The following is a 16,539-nucleotide window of genomic DNA, read 5'->3' as shown; positions in this document are numbered from 1 at the left end:
TCAGGCTCCCGCGACGGCCTCGGCGAACCAGGAGGTGATGGTGGTCGGGTGGGTGATGGCGGTGCCGACGACCACGGCCCACGCGCCGCGACGGATGGCCTCGGCCGCGTCTGCCGGCGAATGAACGCGACCCTCGACGAAGACCGGCGCGGGCAGCGCGACGGCCTGGTCCACGAACTCCCAGTCCGGGCCGGCAGTCTTGGGGCGTTCGCCGGAGTAACCGGCCAGCGTCGTGCCGATCACGTCAGCGCCAGCAGCTAGCGCGGCCTCGGCGTCTCCGAGCGAGCCGCAGTCGGCCATAACCAGCACATCCGGGTAGGCCTCATGCAGGCCGGCGATCGTCTCGGCCAGCGTCCGGCCGTCCGGCCGGGGACGTCGCGTGCCGTCGAGCGCGACGATCTCGCAGCCCGTCTCCGCGACCGCCAGGCAGTCCTCCAGCGTGGGCGTGATGTAGACGCCCTCCGCGCCGACTTTCACCAGGCCGATGATCGGCACGTCCACGGCGGCCCGCATGGCGCGCAAGTCGTCGAGGCCCTTGCCGCGGATCGCCGCGGCACCTCCCGCCACCGCGGCCTGCGCCACCTGCGCCATGGTGCGAGGGTCGAGCATCGGCTCACCGGGGTAGGCCTGGCAGGAGACGATCAGTCGCCCGCGGAGCGCGGTCAGGATGTCGGTCATAACTTTCTCCCAGCTACCGAGTGTGAAGATGAATGGTGTCGAAGACGGCCTTGGCCGCGCCGTACAGCCCGGCGTGCGAGCCGAGTTCGGCTGGCAACAGCTCGATGTCCGAAACCAGGTCGACCAGCTGGGCGCGACAGGCCGCCCGAAGCGGATCCCACCAGACGGGTCCGGACTGAGCGACACCGCCGCCCACCACCACGCAGGACGGGTCGAGCAGGGTCACCATGCCGGCGATGGCCGTGCCAAGACCGGTGGCGGCGGCCCGCACGACATCCTGAGCGACGGCGTCGCCCTCCTCCGCGCGCGCCACGATCTCCCGGCCGCTCAGCGCCACACCCGAACGCTCGGCGTAACGGCGCTCGATGGCAGGACCGGCGGCCAGCGCCTCAAGGTGCCCGAGGCGGCCGCAAGCGCAGCGCAGGCCGTCGGCGCCCGGCGTCGGGATGTGGCCGATCTCGCCCGCCAGGCGGTGCGCGCCCGTCCAGAGTCCTCCCGGCAGGATCACTCCGCCGCCCACTCCGGTGCCCACGGCGACCATCAGCATCGACGCGTGTCCTCGGCCCGCGCCCAGCCAGGCCTCGCCTAGGGCGTGCGCGTCGACATCGTTACGCACCTCGACGGCGCGTTCGGCGCCGAGCCCGAGGCGATCCCGCAGCCCGGTCACGAGGTCGGTTCCCACCCAGTCGGCGAAGGTCTCTGTCGAGGAGACGATGGTGCCGGTGGCGGCGTCCACCACGCCGGCGGTGCCGACGCCGACCCCGGCGACATCGTCGTCGAGCAGCGGACGGATCAGGCGCGCCACCGCGTCGAGGACCGCATCGGGGCCTTCCGCCGCAGGGGTCGCGACGGTGACCACCTCGCCGAGGGTGCCATCGGCCGACACGACGGCGGCGGCCGTCTTGCTACCGCCCAGATCGACCGCGACGGCGGTTCTCATGCACGCAGCCCCACCTTCGTCAGGATCTCGCCGATCGCGGCGACGTCGGCATCGGTCAAACCCTCGATCGGGGCAGGCATCGTGGCGGAATCGATCACGCCGAGCAGCTGCATCGCCACCTTGAAGGCGCCGATGCCACCCGCGTCGCCGGAGCGGCCCTGCGGCACGAAAGCGATCTCGAAGAGCTGCGTCAGACGGTCCTGCTCGGCACGAGCCGCGACCCAGTCGCCAGCCTGCGCCGCGTCCCACAAGCGGCGATACCCCGCCGGATCGACGTTGGCCAGCCCGGGTACGGCGCCGTCGGCACCCAGCAGCAGCATCCCGTCGACCATCACCTCATGGCCGGTCAGCAGCTCCAACGGATGGCCCGCCTCGGCGTTCGCCATGACGAGTCGACGGAAGGCCACGTCGTCGCCGGAGGAGTCCTTGACGCCCGCGATCACCCCGTAGCGGCCCAGGGTGATGAGCAGGTCGAGGCCCAGCTTGGCGTGCACGCGGACCGGCACGTCGTAGGCGTAGACGGGCACGTCGACGGCGGAGGCCACCATGCGCAGGTGGCGCGCGATCTCGGCCTGGTCGTTGAGGGCGTAGAGGGGCGCGGTGACCACCACTGCGTCGGCCCCCATCTCCTGAGCCCGACGCGCATGCTCGGCCATCCGGCGCGCGGTGAAGTCGGGGGTGCCGACCTGCACGGGAACCCGCCCGGCCACCAGCTCGACGACGCGGCGCACGACGGCGTCCCGCTCCGCGTCGGTGAGGTAGGCCACCTGCCCCGAGGAGCCCAGGATGAACAGACCGTGCACCCCGCCCGCGATGAGGTGCTCGACGACTCGGTCAAGGCTCTCCAGGTCGAGCGAGCCGTCGGGGTGGAACGGCGTGACGACGGGGGGAACGAGGCCTCGGATGGCGGTCATTGCGTGTGGCTTCCTATTCATGTTCGTGACTCAGAGGAGGGACGGAACCGCGCCCAGCAGCGCGCGGGTGTAGTCGTTGGAGGGACGGGCGAAGACCTGATCGGCGGGACCGGTTTCGACCACCCGGCCGGCCAGCATCACCGCCATCCGGTCGGAGACGAACCGGACGGTGTTGATGTCGTGACTGATGAACACCAGGCCGAGGCCCAGCTCGTCCTTCAGGTCGGTCAGCAGGTTCAGCACCTGAGCCCGGACGGAGACATCGAGGGCGGAGGTGGGTTCGTCGGCGATGATCACGTCGGGATCCAGAGCGAGCGCGCGGGCGATCGCGACGCGTTGCCGCTGGCCGCCGGAGATCTGGCGTGGCAGCACGTCGAGCGCCGACTGCGGCAGACCCACCAAGCCGAGCAGCTCCTTGACCCGCTTCTCCCGCTCCGCCGGGGTGCCGATGCCGTGCACCCGGAACGGATCCAGCAGGGTGTCGCGCACCGCCATGCGAGGGTTGAGGGCGGTGGCCGGATCCTGAAAGACGACGGAGACCCCACGCCCCAGCCGACGCCGCCCCTCGGCATTCAGCTTCATGGGAGCGCCGTTGTGCCGCACCTCGCCGCTCGTGACGGGCTGCAGGCCCACCATCACGCGGGCCAGCGTCGACTTGCCGCAGCCGGACTCCCCCACCAGCCCGAGGGTCTCGCCCTTGCTGACGGAGATGTTCACCCCGTTGACGGCGTGCACCCGGTCGGGCCGGAACAGCTTGCCGGTGCGCGACTTGTGGATCACGTGCACGTCGCGCAGTTCGATGACGGGATCATTCATCTATCGGCCCTCCTTGGCGAGTGTGGCGGCCAGTTCGTCCGTGCGGGCGAACAGATGGTCGGTGCCGTCGACGCGCCGCAGCGTGGGCTTCTCGTCGAGGCCGAGCGTGGGGTGCGACGAGCGGGGCGCGAACCGGTCGCCGGCCACGAACTCGCGCGGCGAGGGCACGGTGCCCGGCACCTTGTGCAGCCGGCCGTGCCCCTCCTCGATCGACAAGACGGCGCCGAGCAGGCCTCGGGTGTACTCGTGCACCGGGTTGGCCAGCAGCTCGCGCGTCGCGGCCTGCTCCACCACCTGGCCCGCGTACATCACGGTGATCCGGTGGGCCACCTTCGCCACCAGGGCGAGGTCGTGGGAGACGAAGACCATCGCGAAGCCGAGCTTCTCCCGCAGGTCGTTCAGCAGGTCGACCACCTGCGCCTGCACCGTCACGTCGAGCGCCGTGGTGGGCTCATCGGCGATCACCAGGCGCGGGTTGCGGGTGAGCGCCATCGCGATCAGCACGCGCTGGCGCTGGCCGCCGGAGAGCTCGTGCGGATACGACTTGAGGGTCCGCACCGGATCCAGGCCGACGAGCTCCAGCAGCTCCTCGGCGGAGCGCTGGCCGCCGCGCTTGGTGAGCTGGGCCAGCTGCGAGCGGATCAGCATCGACGGGTTCAGCGAGCTGAGCGCGTCCTGGTAGACCATGCTCATCTCGTGGCCGCGGAGCGCGTTGCGCTGCTTCGGCCCCATCGTCAGCAGCTCCTGGCCGGCGAACCGGATGGAGCCCTCGAAGCGGGCGGTGTCGGGCAGCAGTCCCATGATCGCCATCGAGGTGATCGACTTGCCGCAGCCCGACTCTCCGACGAGCCCCATCGTCTCGCCCGGGCGGACGGAGAAGGAGACGTTGTCGACGATCCGCACGTCGCCGTGGGCGCCGGGGAAGGAGATGCTGAGGTTCTCCACCTCGAGCAGCGGGGCGGCGGTGGGGTCGGCTAGGACGAGTCGGTCGTCGCGGGCCAGTTCGGCCGCCTCGAGCGCGGTCAAGCGGGCAACGAGCGAGGCGCCCTGCGTCGCGTACGACTCGGCGATGGCTGCCGCGCCGCGCTCCGCCTCGGCGGTGTCGACGACGGTCACCCGGCTGCGGATGCGCGGCGAGGCCAGCGCGTCGGTCAGGCCCTCGGACAGCACGTTGAGGCTGAGGGTGGTGATCAGGATGAACAGGCCGGGGAAGAACGTCACCCACCAGTGGCCCGACAGCAGCAGCGCCTTGCCCTCGCTCAGCATGTTGCCCCACGTCGGGGTGTTGACCGAGGTGATGCCCGTGCCGATGAACGACAGCGAGGCCTCGAAGACGATGGCGTCGGCCACCAGCACCGTCGCGAACACCATGATCGGCGCCAGGCAGTTGCGGGCGACGTGTCGGATCAGGATCCAGCTGGTGCGAGCCCCCATCACCTTCGACGCGGCCACGTAGTCCTCGCCGAACTGCGCGAGCACGTTGGCCCGCACCACGCGGGTGAGCTGCGGCACGTACAGGAAGGCGATCGAGATGATCACCACGGGCAGGATGGGCAGCCGCGAGGCCAGCGCGGTCACCATGACGGCGGCCAGCGCGATGCCGGGGAAGCTCATTACGATGTCGAGGACACGCATCAGCACCTCGGAGACCACCTTGCCCGCCGTCGCCGTGATCGAGCCGAGCACGGCGGCCGCGACCAGCGCGAGGCCGGTGGCGGCCAGGCCGACAATCAGCGAGACGCGCGCCCCGTAGGCGATGCGCGAGAACACGTCGCGGCCGGGCTCGTCGGTACCGAACCAGAATGAGCCGTTCGGCGGGATGGAGCTGTCCGACACCACCGTCGTGCCGACGCCTTCGATCTCGATCTCCTGCTTTGTCATCATGTCCGCAGGGACCAGGCCGGCCGAGTTCGGCGAGTACGGCGCGATCAGCGGGGCGAAGACCGCAAGGATCACCATCAGCAGCAAGACGCCGACGGCGATGCGGGAACTGACGGGCATGGCCTTCAGGCCCTGGAAGCGAAGGCCAGGCTGCGCGAGCTTTGCGCGGGATTCTGCGGCCAGCATCAGATGCTCCTGATCCGTGGGTTGACCAGCACGTACAGCAGGTCGACCACCACATTGACGACGATGAAGGCGATCGCGACGGTGATCGTCACGCCCTGGACGATGTTGATGTCGTTGCGCGTGATGCCTTGGAAGATGAGCTGCCCCATGCCCTGGATGTTGAAGATCATCTCGATGACGACGGCGCCACCCATCAGGTAGCCGACCCGCAGGCCGAGCACCGTCAACGGGGTGATCAGGGCGTTGCGCAGCACGTTGCGGCCGACGACGACCCCGCGCGGGATGCCCGCGCCGATCGCGGTGCGCACGTAGTCGCGATCGAGTTCCTCGACCATCGCGGTGCGCACCACGCGGGTCAGCGACCCGGCGACGGGCACCGCCAGCGCGAACGCGGGCAGGAAGATCTGGATCCACCACGCACCCGGGCTCTCGGTGAACCGCACCCAGTTCGTGATGACGGCGGGGAAGGTGTGCGTGCCGCCTGGCACATTGCCGAAGGCCTGGATCAGCAGCAGCGCCAGCCAGAACGACGGGGTGGCCAGCGAGGCGATCGAGATCAGCCGGATCAGCTGGTCGGGCCAGCGGTCCCGGTACAGCGCGGCGAGGATGCCCATCACGAGCGCCAGCACGACGGCGAAGACCAGTCCGACGAAGGTGATCTGGAGCGTGACGGGGAAGTTCTGGGCCACCATCTGCGAGATCGGCACGCCGGTGAAGGACTGGCCCAGGTCGCCTTGGACCAATCCGACGATGTAGCGGCCGTAGCGCACCAGCAGCGGATCGTTGAGGCCGTGGGTATTCCGGTAGGCCTCGAGCGCGGCGGCCGAGGCGCTCTCGCCCAGAGCGAGACGCGCGGGGTCGGCCGTCGACCAGGACATCACGATGAACACGAGCAGCGCGACGCCGAGCACCATGATCGGCAGCGCGACGAGTCGCCGGCCGAGGAGGCGGAGAAGGTTGGACATGAGGAGTGGCTCCTATCGACGGTGGTGAGGGGGGCGGCAGCAGCCGGTCCCCCTCACCGCTCGCGGGGCTACTTGGTCGACGCGGTGTCGAGGAAGGACAACCCGGTGACCGCGATGGGCTTGAAGTCCACGAGCGTCTTCGGATCGAAGGCCGTGGGCGACTTGCGGTGGAACACCGGATACAGGGGCACGTTCTCGCTGATGACGTCGAAGGCCTCGTGCCAGAGCGTCGTCTGGGCGTCGCCGGTGGCCTGGGCCGCGTCGTCGAGCAACTGCTGCACGGCGGCGTAGGAGTCCTGGCCCTTCCAGTGCATCCGGGTGTCGGTCCAGGTGTCGCCCGAGTACCACCAGCGCATCAGGAGGTCCGCGTCGCTGCCGAAGACCGAGGGGTCGCCGGGGGCGACGACGATGTCGAAGGCCTCGACGTTGCCGTCGATGGTGGCGTAGACGTCGGAGGACTGCTTCTCCTCGTAGTTCACCGTCAGGCCGACGGCCTCCAGGGACTCCTTGATGATCGGACGCACCGACGCGAACCAGCCGTGATCGGAGGACAGCAGCCGCACCGTGGTGAGGCCGGTCTCGGCGAGCAGTTCCTTCGCCTTGGCCTGCTGCCCCACGTACTGCACCTTGGCCTCCTTGTAGGCGGCGTGCTCCTTCTGCACGAAGCAGGTGGCGGGGGTGGCCAGATCGGACATGCCGACGCTGCAGATCTTCTCGTAGTCGAGGGCCGAGAGGATCGCCTGACGGTTGCGCACGTCGTCCATCGGCGCGGCGCCGCAGTTGAACATCACGAAGAGCAGTCCGAATCCCTGTTCGGCCGCCACCGAGCCCGACTGGGCGAGCGTGGCGAGGTTCGCGGCGGGGACCGAGTCGATCGCCTGAACGGTGCCGGAGCTGAGCGCGTTGGTGCGGGTGGAGTCGTCGGGGATGATCTGCCAGGTCATCGTCGCCGCCTTGGCAGGGCGTGAGCCGGTGTAGTCGGCGAAGCGCTCGAAGGCGACCTGCTGCGAGCTGGCACCGTTGTCGGTCATCTTGTACGGACCGGTGCCGACGGGGTTGAGATCGAAGGCCTTTGCATCCGCCTCGACGGCGGCCTTCGGCACGATCTTGACCACGGCGAGGCGCTCGGCCACCAGCGAGAAGGGGTACTTGAGCGCGACGGTGACGGTGCTGTCGTCCTTCTTCGTGACCTTGTCGACGAAGGGGATGAAGCTGGCGTAGAGGCTGGCGTTATCGGGGTTCAGCACCCGCTCGAACGAGAACACCACGTCGTCGGCCGTGACGGGCGCGCCGTCGTGGAACACCGCGCCGTCGCGCAGAGCCACCTCGTAGGTGGTCTCGTCGATCTGCTGCGGGAGATCCTTGCCCAGCGCGGCGTAGGTCTGCCGCGTGGCCGGGTCGATTTCCGTGAGGCCCTCCAGGGTGTGCCAGTTCACGGCGACGGTGAGCGCCGCGGTGGTGCTCATGGGGTCGTAGCCGTTGGTGCCGAGTTCGTACGAGATCGCCGCGGTGATGGCCCCGTCCGTTCCGGCCGTCGGCGCGGCGGTGTCGGTGGTGGTGGGCTGGCTGCTCCCCTGGGTGGCCGGCGGCTGCGTGCCGCACGCCGAAAGGGTGGCGGTGAAAGTGGCTGCGGCTCCGAAGGCGCCCGCGAGCTTGAACAGTTCGCGCCGCTTCAGGGGGTTCGTCATTGGTCCTCCTAGAGATCAGACATCTGATGTCTAATCTTGTGCCATGATTTCCTCGTCGTCAAGACCCAGGGAAGGGCGTTATGGGCAGGGATCGTGCACCTCAGCGGCTGCGGCAGACCATCGATGCGATCAAGGAGTTGATCCTGCAACAGGGGCTGAAGCCCGGCGACGCGATGCCGACGGAGGCCCAGCTCGCCGACGACCTGGAGGTCTCCCGCGCGAACCTGCGCGAGGCGATCCGCACCCTGGCCACCCTGGACATCATCGACGTGCGCCACGGGACGGGCATGTTCGTCGGGCCGATGTCACTGCGGCCGTTGGTGGAGGGACTCACCTTCAAGGGCGTGGTGCTTCCCGGCAAGGACTTCGAGACCCTGCGTCAGGTGGTGGAGGTGCGCCGGGCCCTCGACCTGGCGATCGCGCCCAGCGTCGTGGCGCATCTTCGCGGCACCGAGAACCCGGAACTGGACGAGCTCTGCACCGCGATGGCCGAGCACAGCGACAAGGGCGAGACGTTCGGCGTCGAGGATCGCTGCTTCCACCTGACGATCGCGTCGCTGGTGGGCAACGAGCTGTATGGCCAACTGGTGGCCGCCTTCTGGGATGTCTACACGCTCGTCGCACCGCGCCTGGGCGTGGCCACCCCGCGCGACCTGGACGACACGGTCCGGGCGCACCGCGAGATGCTCACGGCGGCGACGGCCGGGGATCTCGACGAATATCGGGCCGCCATCGAGGCGCACTACGCGCCGCTACTGCGGGTGCTCGACGCGACGACGGTACCGAGCTGAGACGACGGCACGGAGCGGGGACGACGCTCAGTCTTCGGCGCGGACGGCCACCTCGGTGGACTCGGTCTGCGTGCCACGACGCACCCACTGCGGCGCGAACACCAGCGCGCCGATGACGACGCAGGCGATGACCGGACCGATGACGGTCAGCATCAGCAGGGACAGCGTCGAGAAATCGGGGGCCTCCGGCCAGCCCGGCAAGGTCTCCAAGAGCAGCATGTGGCTACCTTAATCCACCGACGGCTCGCTGTCGTGAGGCAATCCATTCCGGTGCGATAGATTCGGGTTCTATGACACGCGCGACCAAGGATGTGCTCTCCCCCGAGGAGATGTCGTGGGCATTGACCCGCATGACGCACGAACTGCTGGAACGCAACAAGGGAACCACCGACGTGGTCGCGCTGGGTATCGCCACTCGTGGCGTGCCGCTGGCCCGTCGGATCGCCGCCATCGCGGAGAAGCAGGGCGCGCACCTGCCGGTGGGCGAGCTGGACATCACGATGTATCGCGACGACCTCCGTCGCAACCCCACCCGCACGCCGCACCCCACCCGGCTCCCCCGCCCCATCGACGACAAGATCGTGGTGCTCGTCGACGACGTGCTGTACTCCGGGCGCACCATCCAGGCCGCGCTGCACGCGCTGGCCGACCTTGGCCGCCCGCGCGCCGTGCAGTTGATGACACTGGTGGATCGCGGCCACCGCGAGCTGCCGATCCAGGCGGACATCGTCGGCAAGTCGCTGCCCACCGCCCGCTCGGAACGCGTCCGGGTAAGCCTGAGCGAACTGGATGGCCGCGACGCCGTGAGCATCGAGAGGGAGACCGCATGAAGCACCTGCTGAGCATCGCCGATCTCAGCCGCGACGACGCCCTGATGCTGCTGGACACCGCCGAGGAGATGCACGACGTGCAGAACCGGCAGATCAAGAAGCTGCCGGCCCTGCGCGGGCGCACCGTCGTCAACCTGTTCTTCGAGGACTCCACCCGCACCCGCTCGTCGTTCGAGCTGGCCGCCAAATGGCTGTCTGCCGACGCGATCAACGTCTCGGCCAAGGGCTCCTCGGTGAGCAAGGGCGAGTCCCTGCGCGACACGTTGCTCACGCTCGACGCGATGAGCGTCGACGCCATCGTGATGCGCCACGCCGGATCTGGCAGCGTCGCGCAGGCCGCCGGCTGGGTGCGCGCCTCCATGATCAACGCCGGCGACGGCATGCACGAGCACCCCACCCAGGCGCTGCTCGACGCGCACGCCATGCGCCGTCACTTCACCGCCCACAATCTGGGCGATTGGGAGGGCAAGCGGGTGGCCATCGTCGGCGATCTGCTGCACTCCCGAGTTGTGCGCTCGAACGCGGCCCTGCTGCCCAAGCTGGGGGCCTCCGTCGTGCTGGTGGCCCCGCCGACGCTGCTGCCTCCGGGCGTCGAGCAGTGGGGCGCCGAGGTGACCTACGACTTCGACTCCGTGCTCGCCGACGTGGACGTCTGCATGATGCTGCGCGTGCAGCGCGAGCGGATGAGCGGCGGCTTCTTCCCGTCGGAGCGCGAATACATCGCCGGCTACGGGCTGACGCCGGCCCGGTTGGCGCGGCTGCGTCGGCATACGGTGGTGGCCCATCCTGGCCCCATGAACCGGGGCCTCGAGATCTCGTCGGCGGCCGCCGATTCCGATCGCTCCATCATCCTCGACCAGGTCTCGTCCGGGGTCGCGGTGCGGATGAGCGTGCTGTACCACCTGTTGGCCGGAGAGGAAGCCTCATGAGCAACTATGTGATCGCGGGCGCGACGCTGCCCGACGGCACCCGCACCGACCTGTTCGTCGCCGACGGGGTGCTCGTCGACGAGGCCCCGAGCGGGGCGGAGCGGATCGACGCCGACGGGCTGATCGCGTTGCCCGGCCTGGTGGATACGCACACCCATCTGCGCGAGCCCGGCCGCGAGGACACCGAGACGGTGCTGAGCGGTTCCCGGGCGGCAGCGCGCGGCGGCTACACGGCGGTGATGGCGATGGCCAACACCCAGCCGGTCACCGACACCGCAGAGAAGGCCGAGCACGTCTACGACCTGGGCCTGGCCGCCAACCTCGTCGAGGTGGTGCCGATCGGGGCCATCTCCAAGGGCCTGAAGGGCGAGGAGCTGGCCGAGCTGGGGCTGATGCACCGGTCGCGCGCCAACGTGCGGATGTTCTCTGACGACGGCGTGTGCCTGATGAACGCACAGCTGATGCGGCGGGCGCTGGAGTGGGTCAAGCCCTTCGACGGCGTGATCGCACAGCACGCGCAGGACTCCAACCTGGCGGGGCCCGGCGCCTGCTGCCACGAGTCGGAGATCTCCGGCCGGCTGGGGCTGGGCGGGTGGCCTCCCGTCGCCGAGTCGGCTATCGTCGCCCGCGACGCGCAGCTGGCCGAAGCCACGGGCTCGCGGGTGCACGTCTGCCACATCTCCACCGCCGAGGGCGTCGACGTGGTGCGCTGGGCCAAGAAGCGCGGGATCAACATCACCGCTGAGGCCACCCCGCACCACCTGCTGCTGGGCACCGAGAAGCTGGAGACCTACGACACCACGTTCAAGGTCAACCCGCCGCTGCGCACGGCCGAGCACATCGAGGCGGTGCGCGAGGCGCTGGCCGACGGCACCATCGACGTGATCGGCACCGACCACGCCCCGCACGCCACCCAGGACAAGGACCACGCCTTCGTCGACGCCAGGCCGGGCATGCTCGGGTTGGAGCAGGCCTTGTCAGTGGTGATCGACGTGATGGTCAACACCGGTCGGATGAGCTGGGCCACGCTGGCCGAGCGGATGAGCCACGCTCCCGCACGCTTGGGACGCATCGCCACCCAGGGCCGCCCGTTGATCGCCGGCGAACCGGCCAACCTGGTGCTCGTCGATCCCGCCCGCCGCGCCGTGGTGGACCGGGACGCGTCCGCGTCGCTGAGCCGCAACAACCCGTACCACGGCCTCGACCTCCCCGATCCCGTCGTCCTGACCATGTGGAAGGGCCGCGTCACCTTCTCCTGACACACTCTCCGAGGTACACCCCGCACCACGCTCCCCGAGGCGCGAGCCCACACCCACGCACCCCGAGGCGCGAGCCCACACCCACGCTCCCCGAGGCGCGAGCCCACACCCACGCTCTTCGAGGTGCGAGGCCGCCCGCGGCCGAGCCTCGAGGAGCGCCAGCGCCAGAATCCGCAGGAACCCAATCACCTCAAGGATGGGAAATCGTCTCGAAGGGCCTCGTCACCTCGCGCAGAAACCTATGGCAATTCCAGCCGACCCAAGCACTGGTACAGGTGACCGCCTCCGCTCCAAAGCTCGATCAGCGCGGCCTGCAAGCGCGACGTCGGCTTCAGCGTCGGCAGGATCTCGGCGAGCCGGTCACCTTGTCCGCGAGGGAGATCGAACGCGAAGTAGAGACCCTCACCGTCGCGCGGAACGGATGACTCCAACTGCCACAATGCCCCGAACGCTGGGATGTTCGACCCCGGCAACAGATCCGCGAGCTGAGGGTCGAGCAGCCAGGAGTCGCACACCGCGTGACGGATCGAGCCGAGCTCCGGGAACGCGACGTCGAGCACGCCGCGCGCTCGGCCCAGCGACTCCCGGACCTCCTCCATCCTCAGCGGTCCCTCGGCGGGAATGTGGACGTTGGCCAGCCACTCGTCGGCTGCGTCGTCGCGGATGAGCTCGTACTGCAGGCGTCCGATCTGCGCGAAACCGCCGCGCCAGACGATCTCCACCCAGGGGTAGTCGTCGAATCCGACGCGACCGGTGACCCGTAGCGTCTTGTCGACCTGACGCCGGATCTCCCCCGCCGTGGCCGCGCGGACATCGTCGGGAAGGCCACGCTCGCGCCAGTAGGCGTCGACCTCAGGCAGCACCATCAGCAGCGCCAGCAGGGGCACCGCTCCCCTGCCGGGGCCGGCTTCGGCATCCTCGTGACGGAACACCGAGGAAGACCCTCGAAAGCGTCGCAGGTGGGCGCGCAACCCATGCGTCAGCTCTTCGGCCCGTGCGCGCAGCGCGTCGTCCGCCGCCACGTCCGCCAGGAGGGCGAGCAGCTCCTCCTCGTGCTCAGTGGGCACCTTCGCGGCGCGGAGAAGGTCTTGGAGGCCGTCGCTCTGGGTCGTCATGGGACTCACCGTAGCCATCTCCGGCGAGCCCACATATAGATGACGAATCCGAGTGGCGCAATCCATCTCACGTCGGCCACGAACGCCCAGGTGCAGAGGCTGCGCGGCCACTAGGATCGGTGGCACCGAACTCTGGAGGTACACATGTCTGATCTTGCGAACGTCGGCGTCATCGGGATGGCGGTGATGGGGTCCAACCTTGCGCGCAACATCGCCCGCCGCGGGTACCGTACGGCTCTCTACAATCGCACCACCTCAAAGACCGACGCGGTGATCGCCGAGCACGGCCACGAGGGCGACTTCGTCCCGGCCGTCGACCTGACCGGCTTCGTCGCGTCGCTGGAGCGGCCGCGTCGCATCATCATCATGGTCAAGGCCGGCTTCGGCACCGATGCCACCATCGACTCCCTCATCCCGCTGCTCGAAGAGGGCGACATCGTCGTCGACGGCGGCAACGCCTTCTACGAGGACACCCGCCGCCGCGAGGAGAAGCTGCGTGCGCTCGGGCTGCACTTCGTGGGTGCCGGCATCTCCGGCGGCGAGGTGGGCGCTCTCGAGGGTCCGTCGATCATGCCGGGCGGCTCGCCCGAGTCCTACGCGGCGCTGGGCCCGATCCTGGAGGCGATCTCCGCCAAGGTCGACGGCGAGCCCTGCTGCGCCTACATCGGCACCGACGGCGCCGGCCACTTCGTCAAGATGGTGCACAACGGCATCGAGTACGCCGACATGCAGTTCATCGGCGAGGCCTACGAACTGCTGAAGGCGCTGGGCCTCAGCCACGACGAGATGGCCGACACCTTTGCCACATGGAACACCGGCGACCTCGACTCCTACCTGATCGAGATCACCTCCGAGGTGCTGCGTAAGAAGGATCCCGAGACCGGCAAGGCGCTGGTCGAGGTGATCGTCGACGCTGCGGGCATGAAGGGCACCGGCACCTGGACCGTGCAGTCCGCGCTGAACCTGGGCACCCCGGTGAACACCATCGCGGAGTCGGTCTTCGCTCGCGCGGTGTCCTCCTCGCCCGAGCTGCGCGCCGCCGCCCAGGCCGCGCTGCAGGGCCCCGACGCCACCCTCCAGGTGGCCGACCGCGACGCCTTCGTCGAGCAGATCCGCCAGGCGCTGTGGGCGTCGAAGGTGGTGGCCTACGCGCAGGGCCTCGACGAGATCCGGATGGCTGCTACCGAGTACGGCTGGCAGATCGACATCGCCGAGGTGGCCAAGATCTGGCGTGCCGGCTGCATCATCCGCGCCAAGCTGCTGGAGCGCATCCGCTCCGAGTACGCGGCCGGGAACCTGGTGACCCTGCTGGAGGCGCCGTCGGTGGCCTCCGAGCTGGCCGCCTCGCAGGACGGCTGGCGCAACGTGATCGCCGAGGCCGTGCGCGCCGGCGTTCCGGTGCCGGGCTTCAGCTCCGCGCTGGCCCACTACGACCAGGCCCGCGCCCCGCGTCTCAACGCGGCCCTCACCCAGGGCCTCCGCGACTACTTCGGCGCCCACACCTACCGGCGCATCGACCGCGAGGGCTCGTTCCACATCAACTGGAGCACCGACGGCGCCCAGATCGAGGCGGAAGACAGCCACTGATCTGAATAAAAGTGGCTGAGCGGGGGTCATCTGTACGTATTGCACAGATGACCCCCGCTCAGCCATCTTTGTGCAACGACCCGCTTGCTAGCCGACGAGCACCGGCGACCTTGTGGCGTCATCGAGGTCAGAAACGTTCAGTTGCCGCGAGTTCCTGGGGTAGCCAGGTTGTGGATGTCAGCATGCTGACGAATCCAGCCTGGGCAAGCCGTGTGGGCCTTGATGGGTGACGGATTCAGCCTCGCGGACCGTCGAGGCCTGACGGATTCAGCCTCGATGTGGCTTGGTCCAGAGGATCGTGTGACGGAACCCCAGGTGGCGGCGGAGCACGGCGCCCGGCATGACCTTCTGCACCAGATCCCTCAGCTCGGCGAGCGACAGCGAGGGATCCTTCACAGGGAACGGCGCCGGCGGCTCCATGACCCGGCTGGGCCACGGATGCTTGACCATCCCGATCAGCGGGTTGGTAACCATCGACGCCATGTCCCACGCGTGATCTGCGAGCGTCACGGGCACGGCGAGGCCGACGACGAGGAGCCCGCCGGGCGCGAGTAGCCGCCGCACGTCACGCAACGCCTCTTCGACGGGAAGATGATGCAGCACCGCGATCATCGTCACCGCGTCGAACGAGCCCTCCACCTCGTTCCACACTCGATCGGTGACGGAGACGTTCGTCAACCTCTCACAATGCCGGGCCGCGACATCGCGCATCTCCTCGTCGATATCCGCACCAACGACGTGATCGACATGAGGCGCGAGCGCGGTGAGAAGCTCTCCCCGCCCGCAGCCGACGTCGAGCACCGAACGGCACGGCTCCGGCAGATTGGCGAGGATCCAGCTGTGGAAGTGATCGTTATGACTCCACGGATGGCGCGCGTTGAGTTGCCGCATGCGTTCCCGGAACGCCTGTCCGATGAAGTCGCTGGTGCGTCGTCGTGCCATCGCCCCATCTTTGCATCGATGAGACCAGCCTCGAACCACCGACCGAGCCAGGCTTGGAGCGCGCTGCGGCTGCGTATGTCGCCCTGACGACGTCGGCAGCCGCACTAAGCGGGCGCGGAGGGAGATTCCGACGGACGCAGCCGCAGTGACTCATCACCAGTCGTGTTGTCGACGACGCCTGGCAGACTTCCCACATGACCGATCCCGACGACACCCGCCACCCGGACGATAGCCCGGTGCTGACAACAGAACGACTGACGCTGCGTCGGATGCGCGACGACGACCTGCCCGATCTCGCCGCCATCCTGCAGGACGCCGAGACCATGGTGGCCTACGAGGGTCCGTTCAGCGACGCCGAGGTGCGACACTGGCTGGAGCGGATGCAAGAGCGCGACCGCACCGATGGGTTCAGCATGTGGGCCGTTCAGTTGCATGGCACCGGCCCGATGATCGGGCAGTGCGGCGTGACGTGGCAGGCCATCGGGGAAGAGAGAGTCATCGAGGTGGGGTACCTGTTCAACCGCGCACACTGGCATCGTGGCTACGCGATCGAGGCCGCCCAGGCCTGCCGCGACTGGGCCTTCCGGGAACTCGACACCGACAGGGTCCACTCGATCGTTCGTGACACGAACCTCGCGTCGATGAACGTGGCCATCCGCAACGGGATGACGGTGCGTCGACGCTTCGTGAAGCACTACCGCGGTGTCGACATGCCCCACTTCGACTTCGCCATCGACCGCAGCACCTGGGAGTCCACGAGAGAAGCCGGCAAACCGGCGAGCTGAGCCTGGTAGATCGGCGAGCAGCAGGTGGTGAAACGGCGAGCAGGAGCTGGCAAGTGCCAAGGCTCTCGACTCCCCAAGGCAGTCGAGGCACCAACATCCAAGCACTTCGCGGCCCAGACGCAGCCGGGGTTCTATGCAGCAAATAGCAGGATCCTGGCCCGGCTCTCGACGACTCGGGTCGCCGTCAGGTCAGTGCGGCTGCGTGCGTCGGTATACCGACGCGCCCAGCCGCG

At 68.9% G+C, this 16,539-nt stretch carries 16 protein-coding genes; 6 read left to right on the top strand and 10 right to left on the bottom strand.

Going from position 1 to position 16,539, the window contains the following annotated elements; all coding sequences use genetic code 11:
• From P0D62_RS05585 to P0D62_RS05555, 7 genes are all read right to left on the bottom strand, one after another.
• On the bottom strand, nt 1-678 hold the full coding sequence (locus tag P0D62_RS05585; RefSeq protein WP_275701641.1) for an N-acetylmannosamine-6-phosphate 2-epimerase: 678 nt from the start codon (nt 676-678) through the stop codon (nt 1-3).
• 13 nt (nt 679-691) lie between these two features.
• Complete coding sequence (locus tag P0D62_RS05580) at nt 692-1,618, bottom strand: ROK family protein (RefSeq protein ID WP_275701640.1); 927 nt, start codon at nt 1,616-1,618, stop codon at nt 692-694.
• Entirely contained in the window at nt 1,615-2,532 is a 918-nt protein-coding gene (locus P0D62_RS05575) for a dihydrodipicolinate synthase family protein (protein ID WP_275701639.1), read from the bottom strand. The genes P0D62_RS05580 and P0D62_RS05575 overlap by 4 nt, the downstream gene beginning before the upstream one ends.
• Nucleotides 2,533-2,562: 30 nt before the next feature.
• Nucleotides 2,563-3,348, bottom strand: a complete 786-nt coding sequence (locus P0D62_RS05570; RefSeq protein WP_275701638.1) for an ATP-binding cassette domain-containing protein — start codon at nt 3,346-3,348, stop codon at nt 2,563-2,565.
• Entirely contained in the window at nt 3,349-5,415 is a 2,067-nt protein-coding gene (locus P0D62_RS05565) for a dipeptide/oligopeptide/nickel ABC transporter permease/ATP-binding protein (protein WP_275701637.1), read from the bottom strand.
• Nucleotides 5,415-6,380, bottom strand: coding sequence for an ABC transporter permease (locus P0D62_RS05560; RefSeq protein ID WP_275701636.1), 966 nt, complete (start codon nt 6,378-6,380; stop codon nt 5,415-5,417). The genes P0D62_RS05565 and P0D62_RS05560 overlap by 1 nt, the downstream gene beginning before the upstream one ends.
• 68 nt (nt 6,381-6,448) lie before the next feature.
• Nucleotides 6,449-8,068 carry an ABC transporter substrate-binding protein gene (locus P0D62_RS05555; protein ID WP_275701635.1) on the bottom strand — a complete coding sequence of 540 codons (1,620 nt, stop codon included), beginning with the start codon at nt 8,066-8,068 and terminating at the stop codon, nt 6,449-6,451.
• Between the two features lie 80 nt (nt 8,069-8,148).
• Between P0D62_RS05555 and P0D62_RS05550 the strand changes: the two genes are divergently transcribed.
• Complete coding sequence (locus tag P0D62_RS05550; RefSeq protein WP_275701634.1) at nt 8,149-8,859, top strand: FadR/GntR family transcriptional regulator; 711 nt, start codon at nt 8,149-8,151, stop codon at nt 8,857-8,859.
• A 27-nt stretch (nt 8,860-8,886) separates the two neighbouring features.
• Here P0D62_RS05550 and P0D62_RS05545 read toward each other — a convergent pair whose 3' ends face one another.
• The gene (locus P0D62_RS05545) at nt 8,887-9,078 is read right to left on the bottom strand and encodes a hypothetical protein (RefSeq protein WP_275701633.1); all 192 of its coding nucleotides are present in this window, start codon (nt 9,076-9,078) and stop codon (nt 8,887-8,889) included.
• A gap of 71 nt (nt 9,079-9,149) precedes the next feature.
• On the opposite strand from P0D62_RS05545, the gene pyrR reads away from it, so the two are divergent.
• The 3 genes from pyrR to P0D62_RS05530 are packed head-to-tail and all read left to right on the top strand — an operon-like array spanning nt 9,150 to nt 11,877.
• Nucleotides 9,150-9,689, top strand: coding sequence for a bifunctional pyr operon transcriptional regulator/uracil phosphoribosyltransferase PyrR (gene pyrR, locus P0D62_RS05540; RefSeq protein WP_275701632.1), 540 nt, complete (start codon nt 9,150-9,152; stop codon nt 9,687-9,689).
• Nucleotides 9,686-10,618 carry an aspartate carbamoyltransferase catalytic subunit gene (locus P0D62_RS05535; protein ID WP_275701631.1) on the top strand — a complete coding sequence of 311 codons (933 nt, stop codon included), beginning with the start codon at nt 9,686-9,688 and terminating at the stop codon, nt 10,616-10,618. Before pyrR ends, P0D62_RS05535 begins: the two co-directional genes overlap by 4 nt.
• A complete protein-coding gene (locus P0D62_RS05530) occupies nt 10,615-11,877 on the top strand; it encodes a dihydroorotase (protein WP_275701630.1) in 1,263 nt (420 codons plus the stop codon). Before P0D62_RS05535 ends, P0D62_RS05530 begins: the two co-directional genes overlap by 4 nt.
• A 239-nt stretch (nt 11,878-12,116) precedes the next feature.
• Here P0D62_RS05530 and P0D62_RS05525 read toward each other — a convergent pair whose 3' ends face one another.
• Complete coding sequence (locus tag P0D62_RS05525) at nt 12,117-12,992, bottom strand: acyltransferase domain-containing protein (RefSeq protein WP_275701629.1); 876 nt, start codon at nt 12,990-12,992, stop codon at nt 12,117-12,119.
• A gap of 144 nt (nt 12,993-13,136) precedes the next feature.
• Here P0D62_RS05525 and gndA point away from each other — a divergent pair, with 144 nt between their 5' ends.
• Entirely contained in the window at nt 13,137-14,579 is a 1,443-nt protein-coding gene (gene gndA / locus P0D62_RS05520) for an NADP-dependent phosphogluconate dehydrogenase (protein ID WP_275701628.1), read from the top strand.
• Between the two features lie 267 nt (nt 14,580-14,846).
• Here the strand turns inward: gndA and P0D62_RS05515 are convergent, their stop codons facing one another.
• The gene (locus tag P0D62_RS05515; RefSeq protein WP_275701627.1) at nt 14,847-15,521 is read right to left on the bottom strand and encodes a class I SAM-dependent methyltransferase; all 675 of its coding nucleotides are present in this window, start codon (nt 15,519-15,521) and stop codon (nt 14,847-14,849) included.
• A gap of 194 nt (nt 15,522-15,715) precedes the next feature.
• Here P0D62_RS05515 and P0D62_RS05510 point away from each other — a divergent pair, with 194 nt between their 5' ends.
• The gene (locus P0D62_RS05510) at nt 15,716-16,306 is read left to right on the top strand and encodes a GNAT family N-acetyltransferase (RefSeq protein WP_275701626.1); all 591 of its coding nucleotides are present in this window, start codon (nt 15,716-15,718) and stop codon (nt 16,304-16,306) included.
• The last annotated feature ends 233 nt before the right edge of the window (nt 16,307-16,539 follow it).

Source organism: Tessaracoccus caeni, assembly GCF_029211185.1.
Lineage (GTDB): Bacteria > Actinomycetota > Actinomycetes > Propionibacteriales > Propionibacteriaceae > Arachnia > Arachnia caeni.
This window is presented reverse-complemented; position numbering and strand designations above follow the sequence as displayed.

Excerpts from the sequence above, each read along its gene's own strand:
- P0D62_RS05585 (WP_275701641.1), bottom strand. The coding sequence starts at position 678 with ATGACCGACATCCTGACCGCGCTCCGCGGGCGACTGATCGTCTCCTGC.
- P0D62_RS05580 (WP_275701640.1), bottom strand. The coding sequence starts at position 1,618 with ATGAGAACCGCCGTCGCGGTCGATCTGGGCGGTAGCAAGACGGCCGCC.
- P0D62_RS05575 (WP_275701639.1), bottom strand. The coding sequence starts at position 2,532 with ATGACCGCCATCCGAGGCCTCGTTCCCCCCGTCGTCACGCCGTTCCAC.
- P0D62_RS05570 (WP_275701638.1), bottom strand. The coding sequence starts at position 3,348 with ATGAATGATCCCGTCATCGAACTGCGCGACGTGCACGTGATCCACAAG.
- P0D62_RS05565 (WP_275701637.1), bottom strand. The coding sequence starts at position 5,415 with ATGCTGGCCGCAGAATCCCGCGCAAAGCTCGCGCAGCCTGGCCTTCGC.
- P0D62_RS05560 (WP_275701636.1), bottom strand. The coding sequence starts at position 6,380 with ATGTCCAACCTTCTCCGCCTCCTCGGCCGGCGACTCGTCGCGCTGCCG.
- P0D62_RS05555 (WP_275701635.1), bottom strand. The coding sequence starts at position 8,068 with ATGACGAACCCCCTGAAGCGGCGCGAACTGTTCAAGCTCGCGGGCGCC.
- P0D62_RS05550 (WP_275701634.1), top strand. The coding sequence starts at position 8,149 with ATGGGCAGGGATCGTGCACCTCAGCGGCTGCGGCAGACCATCGATGCG.
- P0D62_RS05545 (WP_275701633.1), bottom strand. The coding sequence starts at position 9,078 with ATGCTGCTCTTGGAGACCTTGCCGGGCTGGCCGGAGGCCCCCGATTTC.
- pyrR (WP_275701632.1), top strand. The coding sequence starts at position 9,150 with ATGACACGCGCGACCAAGGATGTGCTCTCCCCCGAGGAGATGTCGTGG.
- P0D62_RS05535 (WP_275701631.1), top strand. The coding sequence starts at position 9,686 with ATGAAGCACCTGCTGAGCATCGCCGATCTCAGCCGCGACGACGCCCTG.
- P0D62_RS05530 (WP_275701630.1), top strand. The coding sequence starts at position 10,615 with ATGAGCAACTATGTGATCGCGGGCGCGACGCTGCCCGACGGCACCCGC.
- P0D62_RS05525 (WP_275701629.1), bottom strand. The coding sequence starts at position 12,992 with ATGACGACCCAGAGCGACGGCCTCCAAGACCTTCTCCGCGCCGCGAAG.
- gndA (WP_275701628.1), top strand. The coding sequence starts at position 13,137 with ATGTCTGATCTTGCGAACGTCGGCGTCATCGGGATGGCGGTGATGGGG.
- P0D62_RS05515 (WP_275701627.1), bottom strand. The coding sequence starts at position 15,521 with ATGGCACGACGACGCACCAGCGACTTCATCGGACAGGCGTTCCGGGAA.
- P0D62_RS05510 (WP_275701626.1), top strand. The coding sequence starts at position 15,716 with ATGACCGATCCCGACGACACCCGCCACCCGGACGATAGCCCGGTGCTG.